The 16513-nt window shown below is 70.0% G+C and carries 11 protein-coding genes and 1 pseudogene; 7 read left to right on the top strand and 5 right to left on the bottom strand.

Features of this window, described 5'->3' with window-relative positions:
- Window positions 1-47 precede the first annotated feature (47 nt).
- The 3 genes from MPLG2_RS17100 to ald all read right to left on the bottom strand — a co-directional run bounded on the left by MPLG2_RS17100 (window position 48) and on the right by ald (window position 4406).
- Window positions 48-1634: an IS1182 family transposase gene (locus MPLG2_RS17100; RefSeq protein ID WP_105187436.1), complete on the bottom strand. Its 1587-nt coding sequence runs from the start codon at window positions 1632-1634 to the stop codon at window positions 48-50.
- A 67-nt stretch (window positions 1635-1701) separates the two neighbouring features.
- Window positions 1702-3363 carry an MFS transporter gene (locus MPLG2_RS17095; protein WP_105187188.1) on the bottom strand — a complete coding sequence of 554 codons (1662 nt, stop codon included), beginning with the start codon at window positions 3361-3363 and terminating at the stop codon, window positions 1702-1704.
- Between the two features lie 143 nt (window positions 3364-3506).
- A complete protein-coding gene (gene ald / locus MPLG2_RS17090; RefSeq protein ID WP_105187187.1) occupies window positions 3507-4406 on the bottom strand; it encodes an alanine dehydrogenase in 900 nt (299 codons plus the stop codon).
- On the opposite strand from ald, the pseudogene MPLG2_RS17085 reads away from it, so the two are divergent.
- Window positions 4368-5036, top strand: a pseudogene (locus MPLG2_RS17085) (translational GTPase TypA); the annotation flags it as partial. The gene ald and the pseudogene MPLG2_RS17085 overlap by 39 nt on opposite strands.
- Window positions 5037-5127: 91 nt before the next feature.
- Here the strand turns inward: MPLG2_RS17085 and MPLG2_RS17080 are convergent.
- Window positions 5128-5880, bottom strand: a complete 753-nt coding sequence (locus MPLG2_RS17080) for an SDR family oxidoreductase (RefSeq protein ID WP_105187186.1) — start codon at window positions 5878-5880, stop codon at window positions 5128-5130.
- Window positions 5881-5923: 43 nt separating this feature from the next.
- Here MPLG2_RS17080 and MPLG2_RS17075 point away from each other — a divergent pair, with 43 nt between their 5' ends.
- On the top strand, window positions 5924-7126 hold the full coding sequence (locus MPLG2_RS17075) for an arginine deiminase (RefSeq protein WP_105187185.1): 1203 nt from the start codon (window positions 5924-5926) through the stop codon (window positions 7124-7126).
- 122 nt (window positions 7127-7248) lie between these two features.
- On the opposite strand, the gene MPLG2_RS17070 is transcribed toward MPLG2_RS17075, so the two are convergent.
- Entirely contained in the window at window positions 7249-8337 is a 1089-nt protein-coding gene (locus MPLG2_RS17070; RefSeq protein ID WP_105187184.1) for a branched-chain amino acid aminotransferase, read from the bottom strand.
- A gap of 212 nt (window positions 8338-8549) precedes the next feature.
- On the opposite strand from MPLG2_RS17070, the gene MPLG2_RS17065 reads away from it, so the two are divergent.
- The 5 genes from MPLG2_RS17065 (at window position 8550) to MPLG2_RS17045 (ending at window position 16451) form a co-directional block, all read left to right on the top strand.
- Window positions 8550-9092 carry an Hcp family type VI secretion system effector gene (locus tag MPLG2_RS17065; protein ID WP_158681302.1) on the top strand — a complete coding sequence of 181 codons (543 nt, stop codon included), beginning with the start codon at window positions 8550-8552 and terminating at the stop codon, window positions 9090-9092.
- A gap of 134 nt (window positions 9093-9226) precedes the next feature.
- Window positions 9227-11380, top strand: a complete 2154-nt coding sequence (locus MPLG2_RS17060) for a CHAT domain-containing protein (RefSeq protein ID WP_105187182.1) — start codon at window positions 9227-9229, stop codon at window positions 11378-11380.
- Window positions 11380-12882, top strand: a complete 1503-nt coding sequence (locus tag MPLG2_RS17055) for an esterase/lipase family protein (RefSeq protein WP_105187181.1) — start codon at window positions 11380-11382, stop codon at window positions 12880-12882. Before MPLG2_RS17060 ends, MPLG2_RS17055 begins: the two co-directional genes overlap by 1 nt.
- An 18-nt stretch (window positions 12883-12900) precedes the next feature.
- Window positions 12901-15204, top strand: coding sequence for a CHAT domain-containing protein (locus MPLG2_RS17050; RefSeq protein WP_105187180.1), 2304 nt, complete (start codon window positions 12901-12903; stop codon window positions 15202-15204).
- Between the two features lie 41 nt (window positions 15205-15245).
- Window positions 15246-16451, top strand: a complete 1206-nt coding sequence (locus tag MPLG2_RS17045; RefSeq protein ID WP_105187179.1) for a DUF480 domain-containing protein — start codon at window positions 15246-15248, stop codon at window positions 16449-16451.
- Window positions 16452-16513: the final 62 nt, after the last annotated feature.

The following is a 16513-nucleotide window of genomic DNA, read 5'->3' as shown; positions in this document are numbered from 1 at the left end:
CGTGGGCGCTGTTTGGCTGGGTTGTATGCCCTGTCCGGGGCGGTGGGTCAGGCGATCGTCCAGCCGGTCGGTCCGTGGGTCAGGCCAAGGGCGAGGAGTCGGCGCAGGTTGATCGCTGCGATCCGATTGTGGAGCCAGTTGTTGTTCCTGTCCACGCCTCGGTAGGGCACCTTCCGGCTGCCTCGGGTGAGCCAGGCGATCGTGCGTTCGACCATGGGCCGGTGCTGCCGATAGGTGGCCTGGAAGTCGGCGTCGAGGGCCCGCTGACGGTGCTGACGTTGCAGCAAGTCGTGAGGGTGCAACTGGATGGTGCGACCCTTCGCCGCGGTGGTGCACCGCTGCCTGAACGGGCAGGCTCGGCAGGCGATGCCGAACACCGCCTTACGTGTCTTGGTGATCGTCTTGGTGATCCCGGCCGGGCAGGTCAGGGTGCCGGCGGCCGGGTCATGGGTGAAGTCGTCGTTGCCGAACCCGCCGGCGACGGCGGGCCGGGTCGGCCACGGTTTCACCAGCGCTGCCCACCCCTTGCCCTCGAGCGTGTGCAGCATGTCTCCGGTGGCGTAGGCCGAATCACCCAACACCTCAACCGCGCCGGTATCGATGGTCGGATCGGCGACCACGAGACGGGCACCGACAGTGGCGTCGCTGTTGTCTGGGCCGGCAGCCTTGGTCAGCTCAACCATCGTGGCCAGCCCGGTGTCGGGCTCGACCACCACGTGGGCCTTGAACCCGTCCTGGCGACGTTCCACTGTCTTGTGCGCATGCCGCGCCTCCGGGTCGACGGTCGAGATGACCCGATCCGGGGCGACCCGCCGGGCGATCCGCCACTGGCCATCGGTGCCGTCAGAGTCTTCGGCCGGTTCGACATCCTGCCCGGCGACCAACGCGAGTAGGGCGATCGCCTCGGCCGGCTTGCCGCCAGCGGCAGTGATCGTCTCGACATCAAGGCCGTCGAGCAGGGCAAGGGCGTCGTTCACGAGTGCGGTCACCAACTCGTCGCGGGCCTGGGCGTCGTCCCACGCGATCCGCGGTTTCGCGGTGGAGTCGTAGCCCTGCCCGGTCAACGCGGCCAGCCGAGTGCACCGCTCGCCGATCACCTGATGGGCGCCGGGCACCTCCCGGCCCACCCGGCGGACCTGGGCGATCAGCTGGGTGACGGTGTCCTGTCGGGCCACCGCATCATCCAGGATCGTCGAATCCAACGCCCGCCGCTGACGACCTTTCACCGCACCCGTCGCGGCGATCACGTCCCGGACCACCTCAAAGATCCGCTGCGGCCGCCCGCTGGACGCCAGCCGACGCCGCCACACCGTCAACGACGACGCATCGAACCCCTTCGCGTCGATCGGGAACCCGCACGCTGCTTTCCACCGCAGGTCGAACGTGAGCGCCTCGACCGCTTCCCGGTCCGACAACCCATGAAGGGACTGCAGCACGATCACCGACGCGATCACCTCGCCCGGGATCGAGGGCCGTCCACGGCCTGAGGGGAACAAGTCAGCGAACAACGCGTCCGGGAACAACCGCTGCCGATGCTCGGCCAGGAAGCGGAACACGCTGCCCTCCGCCAGCAGATGCCCCGCCAACGACTCCACATCCAACACGTCCCGCTGCGGACTCCACTCACCCTGCACCACCCAAGAATTCCAGCCGACCACCAATCAGGTCGCGCGGCACGCAGGCGAATTGTTCAGCAGTCTCCTAGCCGGGCAGCCGCGCCGTCCGCAGTGGTGACAGGGCGGCGATCCCCAGGGCGAAGGTGAACAGGACGATCACCGTCGCGAGGGCCGGGCCGGTGCCGACCAGGCCGACCACGGCCCCGCCCAGCAGGGCGCCGAGAGCACCCATGGTGCGGTTGGCCGAACGGATGATCCCGTTGACCCGGCCGAGCAGGCCGTCGGGGGTGACGGCCTGCCGGTAGCCGAGCGAGTTGGGGTTCTCCACTCCCCCGGCGAAGCCGTGCAGCACCATCGCAACGAACAGAAGCGCGGGCGCGGACGGCGCGGCCGCGACCAGCAGCCAGGCCGGCGGATACAGGACCAGGGACGCGATCACCGCCCATCCGGTGCCGAGCCGGGAGCCCAGCCCGGGCGCCAGCGTGGCTCCCAGCAGGGCGGCGAACCCGACGGTGGTGAGCAGCAGGCCGTAGCCGATCGCCGAGAGCCCCATCGTGCGCAGGGTCAGCAGCGACAGCACCGTCAGCCCCATCCCGTTGGCCACGAACCAGACGTGCGTCGAGACCGCCAGGGGCCCCAGCGTGGGGTGCCGGTAGGTGGCCCGCCAGCCCTCGCCCAGCTCGGTGCGCAAGCGAGCCTGACGCCGGGGCCGCCGTGGCTCGTCCACCCGCAGGGACGCGTTCAGCGCCGCCTCGGCCAGGTAGCTGACCGAGTCGACGAGCAGCGCGACCGGCGCACCCAGTACGCCGACCAGCCCGCCACCGATGGTCGGCCCAAGCGTCTGGGCGGTGTTGTCGGCCTGATCGAGCCGGGCGTTGGCACGCACGAGGCCGTCCCGCGGCACCAACCGGGGCAGGAACGACTGGGTTGCGGCGAACCCGAACACGGCGAACGCCCCGAACACCAGCAGTAGGCAGACCAGCAGCCACACCTGCAGCACTCCGAGCCACCACAGCAACGGGATCAACGCCAGCGACACCGCGCGACCGATCCCTGCCCAGACCAGGACGGTCCGGCGCGGCCACCGGTCGACGAACACGCCGGCGAAGAACCCCAGGACCGCGTAGGGCACGAACTGGGCCGCGTTGACGACGCCTACCTCGAACGGGCCGGCGCCCATGACGACGGCGACGCCGATCAGGGCGACGATGGCGACGATCTTGATCAGCGCGAACCAGAACTCGATCTCGCCGAACAGCTTCACCGTGACCAGGTTCAGCACCAGCAGCAGCACCACCAGGCTGGTGGCCGCCACCCACTTGGGCAGGTCGGGGAACCAGTACGACACGTACGCGGTGACGGCGGTCAGGTCGGCGACGCCGATCACGATCCAGCAGAACCAGTACGTCCAGCCGGCGAAGAAGCCGGCCCAGGGGCCCAGCACGTCCTCGGCGATGTCGCGGAACGACTTGTACTGCAGGTTCGACAGCAGCAACTCGCCCATCGCACGCATGACGAAGAACAGGAAGCCGCCGATGATGGCGTAGACGAGCAGGATCGACGGGCCGGCCAGCGAGATGGTCTTGCCCGAGCCCATGAACAGGCCGGTGCCGATGGCGCCGCCGATGGCGATCATCTGCAGGTGACGGTTGCCCAGGGCGCGGTCGAGGTGGTCGTGCCCCTCGGGTGCTGGGTCGGTCGGGGGGCGGCCGTTGGTGGGGTGGGTGGTGCGGGTCTTGGGGGTCATGAAAACTCCTTCGTCTTCATTCCTCGGGCAGGCGGACGTGCGCCCGCCGGTTCGGGTCCCCGGCCCCCGCCGCGGGGGCGGCGGGCCGGAGAACCGTTGGGGGTAGCGGACGCCTGGGCGGCGTCCGGGTGGAGGGTGCGGCCTCAGGCGACGAGCACGTGCTGGATCGGGGTGAACGAGTGACCCCAGGCCTCGGCGACCGGCTGGCTGGTGAGCGTGCCCTCGATGGTGGACAGGCCCCTGGCCAGGGTGCGGTCGGCACGCAGGGCGTCGAGCCAGCCGGCGTCCGCGATCCGGGTGACGTAGGGCAGCGTGGCGTTGGTCAGCGCGTAGGTGGAGGTGACCGGAACCGCACCGGGCATGTTGGCCACCGCGTAGAACACTGCGTCGTGCACCCGGTAGGTGGGTTCGGCGTGGGTGGTGGCGTGGGTGTCCGCGAAGCAGCCGCCCTGGTCGACGGCGATGTCGACGAAGACCGAGCCCGGCTTGGCCTTGGCCACCATGTCGTTGGTTACCAGCTTGGGGGCGCGGGCGCCCGGAACCAGCACCGAACCGATCACCAGGTCGGCCTCGCCGATGGCCCGTTCGATGGCGTAGGCCGTCGACATCTGGGTCTTCACCTGGCCGGTGAACTCCGAGTCGAGCTGCACCAACCGGTCGGTGCTGATGTCGATGATGGTGACGTCGGCGCGCAGTCCGTGGGCGATCTGGGCCGCATTCAGGCCGGCGACGCCGCCGCCGATCACCACGACCTTGCCCGGGGTGACACCGGGAACGCCGGGTAGCAGGACGCCGTCGCCGCCGGCGTGCTTCATCAGGGCGTGGGTGCCGGCCAGCACCGAGAGCCGTCCGGCCACCTCGCTCATCGGCCGCAGCAGCGGCAGCGCGCCGGTGTCGGTCTGCACGGTCTCGTAGGCGATCGCGGTGGTCCCGGAGTGCAGCAACGCCTCGGTCTGGGGCTGGTCGGCGGCCAGGTGCAGGTAGGTGAACAGCACCTGGCCGGCCCGCAGGTGCTGACCCGGGTGGTGGACGGCAAGGTGCATGAGCCGTTCGAGCGGCTGACCGTCGACATTCCCGACGAGCACGTCGGCACCGTGACCCAACTGATGGGCACCCGCCGCTCGCGCATGGAGCAGATGATCAACCACGGCACCGGCTGGGTGCGCATGGAGTTCGTGCTGCCCGCCCGCGGGCTGATCGGCTTTCGCACCGAGTTTCTGACCCAGACCCGCGGCACCGGCATCATGCACCACGTGTTCGAGGGCTACGAGCCGTGGGCGGGCGAGATCGTCACCCGCTCCAGCGGTTCGCTGGTGGCCGACCGCACCGGGGTGGTCACCTCGTACGCCCTGTTCAACCTGCAGGAGCGCGGGGTGATGTTTGTGGGCCCGACCGAAGAGGTCTACGAGGGCATGATCGTGGGCGAGAACCCCCGCAACGAAGACATGGACGTCAACCCGACCAAAGAGAAGAAGCTCACCAACGTGCGCTCGTCCACCGGCGACGAGTTGGAGCGGCTGATTCCGGCGCGGGCGCATTCGCTCGAGCAGGCGCTGGAGTTCTGCCGCGAGGACGAGTGCCTCGAGGTCACTCCGTCGCACGTGCGGCTGCGCAAGGTGCTGCTCGACGCCAACGAACGCGCCAAGGCCCGCAACCGGGCCAAGAAGGCCTGAGCGCCGCACCGCTGGTCGAGCCCGTCCAACCCCGGCGCCGTCGTGGGCCTCGACCAGGGCGGACGTCAACGTTGCTCGACCAGCGGTGGGGCTAGGACGAGCTCGCCACCCACTGCTCGATCGTGGTCGGGTCGATCTCGGCGTCGGGGCCCGGCAGCAGAGCGCCGTCCGTGAAGCCCTTCAGCCCTGGAATCGGCACTTGCGCGACCCTGGCCTGCTGCCCCCGGGCGCGCCAGACCCGGCGGATCAGGTCGGCCAGCGACGTGACCTCAGGCCCGGCCAGTTCGAGCCGCTGCCCAGGCAGCGGCTCGAATGCCGCGTCTGCCAGCCGCGCGGCGACGGCCTCGCCCGACACCGGCTGCATGCGCATGGCCGGAGCCAGCCCCCACCGGCCCCCGGCCAGGCGTACCGACGGGTAGACCTGATCGGCGAACCCGAACCATTGCGTGCTCCGGACGATGCTGACCGGCACCGTGCCGGCCGTCAGAGCCCGCTCCTGGGCGAGCTTGCCCTGGTAGTAGCTCATGCCCTTCAGGCTCGGCTTGTCGACGCCCACAATCGAGACCAGCACCAGATGCTTGACGCCGGCGCGGGCGGCCGCTTCGGCCAGCGACCGGGCCGACGACTCGAAGGTGGTGACTTTGCGATCGGTGGCGTCCGAGCAGTCGACCACCACGTCGACGCCGGCGAGCGCGCGGGTCAGGTCGTCCATGGTCGAGCGTTGCAGGTCGAAGCCGGTGCGGCGCGAGATCGAAGCGGCTACGGCGCCCAGCTCAGCCAGCGCCCGCACCGCCAGGGTGCCCAATCGACCTGATCCGCCGACCACCGAAACGGTCTGTGACATGGGTCAATAGTGTCAGCCGCGACGGGGCCCTAGGGTGTGGCCTATGACCGAACTCCCCGCTCCGGGCGTCCGCTCTGAAGTCGGACGGCTGCGCACCGTGATGCTGCACCGTCCCGGTAACGAACTGCGCCGCCTGACGCCCCGCAACAACGACGCGCTGCTGTTCGACGGACTGCCGTGGGTCGACCGTGCCCAGGCCGAGCACGACGCCTTCGCGGACGCCCTGCGCGGCCGCGGCGTCGAGGTGCTCTATTTGAGCGAACTGCTCACCGAGACCCTGCACGACCCCGAGGCCCGGCAGGTGGCGATCGACCACACCATGACCGACCTGCGGCTGGGCGACACGCTGCGCCGGTACCTGGTCGACCTGGCCGCCGACCAGGGGCCTGATGAGTTGGCCGAGATCATGATGGCCGGACTGCGCAACGACGAGATCTCGAACACCGGCAGCCTGGTGGCCGCCTTACACGCGCCGGACGACTTTCTGATCGACCCGCTGCCCAACCTGCTGTTCACCCGTGACTCGAGCGTGTGGGTGGGCGACCATGTGACGATCACCGCACTGGCCATGCCCGCCCGGCGGCGCGAGACGCAGCTCACCGAACTGATCTACCAGTTTCACCCCCGGTTTCGCGGCGTCGACCGCATTCACGGCTGGGACAAGGAGTTTCTCGAAGGCGGCGACGTGCTCGCGCTGGGCGAGGGTGTGCTGGCGGTCGGGGTGGGCGAACGCACCCGGCCGGCCGGGGCCGAACGGCTGGCCCGCACCGCCTTCGTCGAGGGCCTGGCGCACACCGTGCTCGCCGTACCGATCGACCAGGATCGGGCGACCATGCACCTCGACACGATCTGCACGATGGTCGATCGCGACGCGATGGTGATGTACCCCAACGTCGCGCATCGATTGGGCGCCGTCACGATCAAGTTGGACGAGGACGGCGACCTCGTCATCGAACCGATGGAGCCCTTCCTGGACGCCGCCGCCCGTGCGATGGGCATCGACCGATTGCGGCTGATCGACACGGGCCTCGACCCCGTCACCGCCGAGCGCGAACAGTGGGACGACGGCAACAACACCCTGGCGATCGAGCCGCGGGTGGCGATCGCCTACGAGCGCAACGTCGAGACCAACGAGCGGCTGGCGGCGGCCGGCATCGAGGTGATCGCGATCTCGGGTTCAGAGCTGGGGTCGGGCCGGGGCGGTCCGCGGTGCATGTCGTGCCCGATCAGCCGCGACTCGCTGTGACGCCCGTTCGCGGGTGAGCTGAATCGGGGACGGTTCTCTTTTCGCCCCATTCTCAGCTTTCAAATCGCGCTGACTAGCTCGTACGCACGTGGGCCGGAAAGAGAACCGTCCCCGGTTTCAGCTCAGACGTGGTGCAGCCAGCCGTGCACGTCGGGCACCCGGCCGTACTGAATGTCGAGCAGGTGCGCCCTGATGGCCTGGCTGATCGTGCCCGGGGTGCCGTCACCCACCGTCAACCGCCGGTCGGCGCCGTTCACGCCCGGTGCGGCGAACCCGACCACGGGCGTGACCACCGCCGCGGTGCCGCAGGCGAACACCTCGGTGATCGCCCCTGAGGCGACCCCGTCGAACACCTCATCGATCGCAACACGCCGCTGAACCGGACGCAGCCCGTGGTCGGGCGCCAGGGTCAGGATCGAGTCGCGGGTGACGCCGTCCAAGATCGTGCCGGTGAGTTCGGGGGTGACCAGTTCACCGGCGGCCGTCACGAACAGAATGTTCATCGTGCCGCACTCTTCGACCCAGCGGTGCTCGGCACCGTCCAACCAGATCACCTGCTGGCAGCCGTGCTCGGCCGCCTCGCGGGCGGCGAGCAGGCTGGCCGCGTAGTTGCCGCCGCACTTGGCCGCCCCGGTGCCACCGGTGGCCGCCCGGGTGAAGTTCGGTGTGGCCCATAAGGTGACCGGCTCGGGGTAGTACGGCCCCACCGGCGAGGCGATCACGCAGAACGTGTACTCGTTGGCCGCCCGCACCCCGATGAGAGTCTCGCTGGCGATCTCGAAGGGCCTGATGTACAGGCTCTGCTCACCGTCGGGCGTGGGCACCCAGTCGCGGTCGAGATCGACCAACTCGCTGACCGCCGCAACGAAGTCGGCCTCGTCGACCGGGGCCATCGCGAGGCGCCGCGCCGACAGCGCGAACCGGGCAGCGTTCTTGTCAGGACGAAAGATGGCCACGCTGCCGTCCGGCTGCCGAAACGCCTTCAGGCCTTCGAAGATCTCCTGCCCGTAGTGAAACGTCGCCGCACCGGGGTGCAGTTCGAACGGACGGCGAGCCACGATCTCGCGGTCGTGCCAACCCTCGTCAGTGGTCCAGGTGGCCAAGGCCATGTGGTCGGTGAAGTTCGCGCCGAACACCGGCTTCGCCACGATCGCAGCGCGCTCGTCGGCGGGCGTCGGGTGGGCGGAGCGGGTCAACACGAAGGTACTCATTGCAGCAGGGTAGTGCGGTCGCGGCTGGGCGCCGCAGGGGGTCCGCGCAGCGTGTCGACACCCGCCGAGCGAACCCACACGCACCCGACCGACGCCTCGGGCACGCGACAAATGGATTACCCCCGATGCCACGGGTGGGGCATGGGCAATTCAACGCCCTTCACGAACGTGGCGCCGGTGACTACTGTCGTCGTTCATCGAAGGAGACCCTCATGCCGAGTTACCTAGTCATTGCGGGAATCGACGGCGACTCACGGGCTCGCGGGCACGAGGGTTCGATCGAGATCGAAAGCTGGTCGTTCGGGGTGACACAGGCCGAACAGCGCGGCGCCGGTTCCGGCCGGCCGGTGGGCCGGGGGACCTTCTCAGACGCGTCTTTCGCCTGCCGCGGCGGCCGGGCCTCGCCGCTGCTGCTGCAGTTCTGCGCTACTGGACGGCAGGTGGCCCAGGCGGTACTCACCCAGCAGCCGGGCACGGCGGGTGGGCAGTCAGCGACGACCGAAGCACGATTCACCGACGTCCGGGTGGAGCGCTACACCGCCCGGGGTGACGACGGCGACACCCATGACGAGTTCACGCTGGGCTATGCCCAGGTCACCTTTTCGGTACGTCCCCAACTCGGCGACGGCGCACCCGCGGACGCGATCAGCACCACCCAGCCGGCCGCCGTACCGGCGACCTCTCCCCCGCCGACACCCACCCCGGGCAGCGGCGGAATCTGGCGGCCGCGCGATCAGCTACGCCCTCCCCGTTGAGCAGTTTCACCCCTGCTGGCGAAAAGTCACTGCGAGGGGTGCTCCATCGGGGGCTCACAGCCCTACGCTGAACCATCAGCCGTGGGTATCACGGTGCACAACGCCGTCCTCTTCGCGCTTGAGAGGAGTCGTCGATGGATCCCGTCCTCGTGCTCGATGCCGACATGACGGTCGCAGCCGCGCGCAAGGCGATGGCCCTGGCCACCGCCGGAACCGCAGTGGTGGTGCGCCGCCGCGACCCGCGCACCGATCGGGCCACGCTGCTGTGGTACCCGCTCGGCCCCGACGACCGCGACCGGGTGCTGGGGGCCAACGTCGACCCGGGCATGCCCTTGGGCGTCTCGCTCGACCTGCACGAACACGGCGCGTCCGAGGTACGGCAACTTGAGCACCCCGACGTGACCGGCGGGTTCTGGACCGGCCTGGTGGTGGACGGCGCCCGCCCGGTGGGCTGGATGACCGCCGACCCGCACACCAATCGCGGCCCCACCCGCGGCATCGAGTTTCCGCCGGCCCCGGCCCCGGTCGACCCGGCGCCCGCTCAGCGCTCCCCGGCACCGCCTCCCCCGATCGACCTGGTCCCGGTCGAGGCCATGCCGGGCGACGCCGCCGAAGCTGCGCCCGAGTCCGGCGCCGAACCACCCCAGGCCGGCGCCGAACCGGGCGACCCGGTATCCCAGGTCGATCCGCCCGCCGATGTGACCGCCTACCCGCGGGTCGACGTGCCCGAGGCCGTCGCCCCCGGCGCCGCGTTCGAGATCGTGGTGGGCCTGTCGTACCAGGCTCAGGCGGGCGTACAGGGGGCGGCCATGCACATCGCCGTTCCACAGCCGAACCAGCCGCGCGAACTCACCATTCAGGTCAAGGCCGAGAACTTCACCCTCGACACCATGCGTTACCCGCTGCCGTTCGATCCCGCCGACCTGGCCAAGGCCGAGGTGCGCATACCGATCACCGCCCCGGCGGTCGCCGACACCTGGCGAGGGCGCATCGAGGTCGAGTACAGCCAGAACGGCCTGCTGATCGGCACCGCCTGGCGCGAAATCGTGGTCACCCCCACGGCCCCCGCGGGGGCGCCTGCCTCGACCGCCGGCGGCGAGGTAGCGGTCGAACTCGACCAGAACGTGCCCATCGACCTCACCGTGTCGATCAGCCGCGGCGAGGCCGACGGCACCTTCTTGTGGACCTACACCACCCCGCACGCCCAGGTGCCACTGCCCGACGTGCAGGTGATCACCAAACTGGCCGACGACACCGCCGAGACCCTGGCCCTGCGCAACATTCGCGAAATGGCCCAGGTGGACGGCAACCCGAACGCCGAACTGCGGGTGCTCGGGGTGGCGCGGCAGATCTCGGACCTGCTGACCGAGGCGAAGTTCTGGCCGGTGCTGACCGCCGCGTGGAAGGTGGCCCACGACGACGGACGCCTGCCGACGCTGCTGCTGGTCTCGCAGGAGTCGCTGATTCCGTGGGAACTGGCCAGCGTCGAGCCCGACTACGTGATCGATCCGTCGCTGGTCGACCCGGCCGCACCGCCGATTCTGGGTGCCCAGGTGATCGCCGGCCGGTGGCGGCCGGCCGGGCCCGAAACGCCGTCGGGCATGCGCAGGCCGAGCACCACGCCCGCCCAGGCCATGGCGATCAGCGGCCTGGCGGTGGTGGTCGGCGAGTTCGGCCCGAGCTCGGGTTTTCGCAGCCTCAAGCAGGCCATCGAAGAGGGACAGCAACTCACCCAGACCTACCAGGCGGTGTGGATCAAGGGCACCGCCTCAGAGGTCGCCACCCTGCTCAAGGGCCAGGCCACCAACCAGGGCATGCCGCTGGTGGCGCAGGTGCTGCACGTGGCCTCACACGGCGAGGTCGACCCCGACTCGCCGTTGAACAGCGGCGTGATTCTGTCGGACTCGTCGGTGCGCATCGACGAAACCATCGTGGTGGGTTCGTCGTTCGCCCGCAGCGCCGCCCCGCTGGTGTTTCTGAACTGCTGCCAGTTGGCCACCGACTCAGGCAGCTCGCTGATCGAGGGCGGGCTGGCCGCCGCCTTTCTGCAGGCCGGCGCCCGCGCGTTCATCGCGCCGCTGTGGTCGGTCGACGACACCATCGCCAAAGACACCGCGCTCAGGTTCTACGCCGAAGCCCTCGGCAAGGGCCGCGCAGTGGGCGACGTGGTGCGCGAGTTGCGCGCCCGCTACACCACCGAGTTTCCCCAGCACGACCAGACCACTCCCCTGGCCTACGCCTACTACGGGCACCCCGCCCTCACCCTCACCAGGCAGGAGACGCACTGATGGCCACCCTCGACGGCAGCGCACGGCAGGTCAATCTCGGCCAGGGGATCAGCGTGCGCGCCCCCGGGCTGCGGGGCAGCGCCGAAGCGCACAACGTGGCGCCCGGCTCGACCACCCGGGCCCCAGAAGTGGACGGCTCGGGCCGGGCTCTCGACGCGGCGCTGGCCAGGGAGGGTTTCCTGCGGCTGCGGGTGATCACCCTCGACGTGGCCCCGGTGCCCGGTGGCGCGGCCGGCGGTGACATTCGCTCGCCCGCGGCCGACCTGGACGGCATGGAGGTGTCGGTGCCCGATCTGGGTGACGACGTCGCCCAGGTGCTGCTGGCGGTCGACGAGAACGGCGTGGTCAGCTGGAACTTTCCGGTCGACTCGGCCGATCGGTTGGCCCCGACGACGCGCGGCTCGGGGGCGTCGGTTCGGTTCATCGTGCCGGCGTTCGCGTCGGTGCCGACGCCCGACGAAGGTGCGGCGAACCGCGGCGTCTTCGGGTTGATCGGACGCAAGGTGCTCGAACTCGTCGCCCTGCCCCTGGCCGAGCTGGTGGTGCCGCCGCTGGCGGGTGCCGCGGCGCGCCTGTGGGAATCGAAGTCGCGCATCGCCCGCGCCCGCACCTTCACCCCGGCCAACTACGCCAGCCCCGACGTGCCCAGCCTCGACGACGCCGAGTGGCAACGGCTCGCCCAGGGCCGCAGCCTGTGGTTCGTGCACGGCACGTTCGTGAACACCCCGACGGCCTTTCAGGCGTTTCCGCCCGACGTGCTGGCCTCGCTCAGCGACGCCTACGGCGGCCGGGTGGCGGCGATCGATCACCACACGCTGGGGCTGTCGCCCGTCGAGAACGCCGACCTCGTGCGCGAACTGGTGCCGGACAGGCTCGACCTCGAGGTCGACATCGTCTGCCACAGCAGGGGCGGCCTGGTCAGCCGGGCGCTGGCCGGCCAGGGCGGCGAACCGGTGTTCAACGTGCGGCGCATCGTGCACGTGGCCAGCGCCAACCACGGCACCGCACTGGCCACCCCGTCGAATCTGGTGCCGTTCATCGACCGCATCACCACGATCGTGAACCTCATTCCCGACGGCCCGGCAGCCCTGGTCGAGGCCACGCTCACGTCGGTGCTGGTGGTGGTCAAGATCATCGCCAAGTACGGCCTGGTCGGCATTCCGGGTCTGGCGGCCATGGACTCGGCCGGCGACTTCATCAAAGGGTTCAACGCCACCGAGCTACCGACGGAGCAGTACGCGGTGGCGGCCGACTTCACGCCTTCGGGCGGCTGGCGAGCCATGGCCGTGCGCAACCTCGAGAACACCGTGGTCGACCGGGTTTTCGGCACCGCGGCCAACGACCTGGTGGTACCCACCGCGGGGGTGTACGAGGGCGACGACTCGATGGCGGTGCCCGAGCACCGTCGCCTGGTGCTGCCGCGTGAGCGAGGCGTGTACCACGGCAGCTTCTTCGGCCAACCCGACGTGGCGAAACAGATCGCGGGTTGGCTCACGGGCTAGGGGGAACAGGTGCCGGCGATGGACTATCTCGACTTCGACCTGCAGGTCGAAGCCGAGCCCACGCCCGACACCTACAAGGTGTCGGTGCTGGCCTCACCGAAGGGTGAGGCGTCGGGTCAGATGACTTTTCCGTTCAACGCCGATGCCCTTGAGAACGTGATCCTGAAGCTGGGCCGCACCCGCTCGGGCATTCGGGCGATCGGGTCGTCCACGCAGGACGTGGCGCAGAAGTTCGGCAGCGCCCTGTACGACGCGGTGTTCGGCGGCGAGGTGGGTACCTGCTTTCGGCGCAGCCTCGACGCGGCCGACGCCGCCGGTAAGGGCCTGCGCATCAGGTTGCGGCTCGAAGACGCGCCGCAACTGGCCGACGTGCCGTGGGAGTACCTCTACCCGTCGGGCCTGCGCCAGTTTCTGGTGCTGCAGACCCGTACCCCGGTGGTGCGCTACCTCGAACTGCCGCAGCCGGTCGCGCCGTTGCAGGTGACGCCGCCGCTGCAGGTGCTGGTGGTGGTGTGCTCACCGGCCCAGCTGGCCACGCTGAACGTGGACGGCGAGGTGCAGCGCATCACCACCGCGCTGGCCGGGCTCGAGCAGGCGGGCCAGGTGCACGTCACGGTGATTCCGCGGGCCACGTTGATGGCGGTGCGCCGGGCACTGCGCGCGGGCGAGTTTCACGTGCTGCACTTCATCGGCCACGGCGGGTTCGATGACGCCAAGGCCGAAGGCATGCTGGCCTTCGAAGACGACAACCACCAGCTCAACATGGTGTCGGGCACGACGCTGGCCACCACGATCAGCGGGTTCGAATCGTTGCGGCTGGTGGTGCTGAACGCCTGCGAGGGCGCCCGGCAATCGCCACAAGACCCACTGGGCGGAGTTGCCCAGAGCCTGGTCAAGCTGGGCAACGTGCCCGCCGTGGTGGCCATGCAGTTCGAGATCACCGATGAAGCCGCGACGGTGTTCTCATCGCAGTTCTACGCCGCGATGGCCGACGGGTACCCCATCGATGCGGCCTTGGCCGAGGCCCGCGTGGCAGTGTTCAGCGACAACAACGACGTCGAGTGGGGCACTCCTGTGCTGTACCTGCGGGCCAGCGACGGACGCATCTTCGACGTGGCGGGCGGTGGCCGGCACACGCCGGTGGCGCACCAGCCCGCGTCCTCGGGGTCTGCTCCCGCCGCGCCGGCCGAGGGCGGCGGGGTGAAGGTGGTGCCGGTCATCGTGCCGCCCTGGCCGGGCGGCGACGGCACGGCGTCGATGCGGCAGCAGGCGCCGGCGGGTGCCCCACAGCAGTCCGGTCCGCCGGGGCAGCCATCGTCCGGCGGGTTCGGCGGCCCTCCGGGCGGGGGGTCCGGTGGTGGCTTCGAATCCGGTGGTGGAGCCGCGGCCGACCACGACGGCGGGCATGACGGGGCGGCCGGGCAGCAGCACTACCAGCCGCCGGGAGGCTCGTCCGGCAAGGGCGTCAAGTGGGTGATTCTGGCGGCGGTGGCCGCGGTGGTGGCGCTGGCGATCGTGCTGTGGCCGATGGTCTTTCCCGGCAGCAACACGGCGTCGCCGTCGCCGAGTCCGACGGACTCGATCAGCCTGAGCCCCACCCCGACGGTGCCCACCACGCCGTCGCCATCGGTTTCAACTCGCACGCTGCCGCCGGTCAGGGACGTCGGCACGCTGCGCGCGCTGCAGGTGCCCCCGAACAGCTCAATAACCGTCGACGGCATCACCCCCGACTGGCAATGGCAACTGGTGGCCAACGCCAACCACCAGATCACCGACACCGCATCGACCGCCACCGCTGACGTCTATCTGATGTGGGACGAGGCTGCTTTGTACCTTCTGGCCAAGGTGCACGACAAGACCCTGCTCGAGCCCGACCCGAACCAGCCGCTCAAGGCTTGGCGCGGCAACGCCGTGGTTCTCGAGCTGGGCCCCGAATCGTCACGACTCAAGGACAGTGACACTGTGCGGCCGCAGGATGCCTATTACATCTTCGGTCTCTCGCCGGCCGGCCAGCCGCCGGTGACGGCGATTCTGGGCCCGAACGCGAGGCGCACCGACTTCAACGTGCTGCGCCCCACGCGGGGCGTGCAGGCTGCGATCGGTCGCGACAATGACGGGTGGATTCTCGAGGCCAGAATTCCTTGGAGCGTCACGGGCCTGAACGGCGTCGCCAACGGCGCGATGTTCGCCGCCAACGTGAACGTGGCCGAACGTCAACAGGCCGGCTTCGCCAATCTCGGCATGATGAGCACCAACGCGCAACGCACGCTGCAGGTGCGCATGCATCCCCGCTACTGGCAAGGGCTTCGACTGGAGCGTTGACCCCCGTTCCGGCGGCGGGCCGGCGCCAGTAGGCTCACCGCATGCCGCTGCCCGTGCTCAGCCCCGACGAACAGCGAGTGCTGGGCAGTCTGCTCGAGAAGCAGCGCACGGTGCCCGGCAGTTACCCGCTCAGCCTCAACTCGCTGCGGCTGGCCTGCAACCAGACGTCCAGCAGAGATCCGATCACCGACCTGGACGACCGCACGCTCGAGGATGTGGTCCGCGAACTGAAGGGACGCGGCCTGCTGCGCGTGGTGTGGGCCGGCAAGGGGTCACGCACCCTCAAGTACCACCAGTTGCTGGACTCCGAACTCAGCCTGCAGCCGGACGAGCGGGCCCTGATCACCGTGCTGCTGCTGCGCGGCCCACAGGCACCCGGGGAGCTCAAGACCCGCACGGAGCGGCTGCACCCGTTCACCGACCGCGACCAGGTCGAGCAGGTGCTGCGCCGGATGGCCGCGCTGCCGGAGCCGTTGGTGCGTGAGTTGGAGCGCCGCCCGGGCCAGCAGGACCATCGCTGGGTGCACCTGCTGGGCCCGGTGCCCGAGCTTCCCGGTCAGGCTCAGGAACCGGGCGTCGATCGCGAGCAGGTGCTGGCCCAGGGGGCGGGCCTGCGTGACGAGCGGGTGCGGCAGACCTACGACCAGGTGGCCGACGCCTACTTCATCACGCTGGGCGCCGAGCTGATCGGCAAGCCGTTCGACGTTTGGTTGCTGGAACGGGTGGCGAGTCTGGCGCGTAACAACCCGATCGTGGACGTCGGCTGCGGCCCGGGCCACATCACCGCCTTCCTGGCCGACACCGGCGCGCAGGTGAGCGGCGTCGACCTCTCCCCCGCAATGGTGGAGGTGGCCAAGCGTGAGTTCTCGGACCTGGACTTCTCTGTCGGCAACCTGTTCCAGCTGCTCAAGCCGCGTACCGCGGCCGGCTGGGGCGCGGTGCTGGCCTGGTACTCGCTGGTGCACCTGGCCGCGTCCGAACTGACACCGGCGGTGGCAGCCCTCGCCCGCACGTTGGGCCCCGGCGGGGTGCTGGCCCTGGCCCTGCACGTCGGCGACGAGGTGCGGCACGTCGACGAGTTGGTCGGCGAATCGGTGGACATCGACTTCGTGCTGCACGACGCCGACCAGGTGCTCGCGGCCGTCCGCAGCACAGGTCTGGTCGAGCTGGAGTGGTACCGGCGCGGTCCGGTTGGCGACGAGGCCGACACCGAGCGGCTGTACGTGCTGGCCCGCCGCGGGGACTAAGGCGATTCTGAAATCATCCTGGTGACCCGCCCCGGTTCGTCCTCCCAGCGGCGTGTCGCGGC

Source organism: Micropruina glycogenica (assembly GCF_900289045.1).
Lineage (GTDB): Bacteria > Actinomycetota > Actinomycetes > Propionibacteriales > Propionibacteriaceae > Micropruina > Micropruina glycogenica.
The sequence above is the reverse complement of the archived record's forward strand: the minus strand, read 5'-3'. Positions and strand labels throughout refer to the sequence as shown.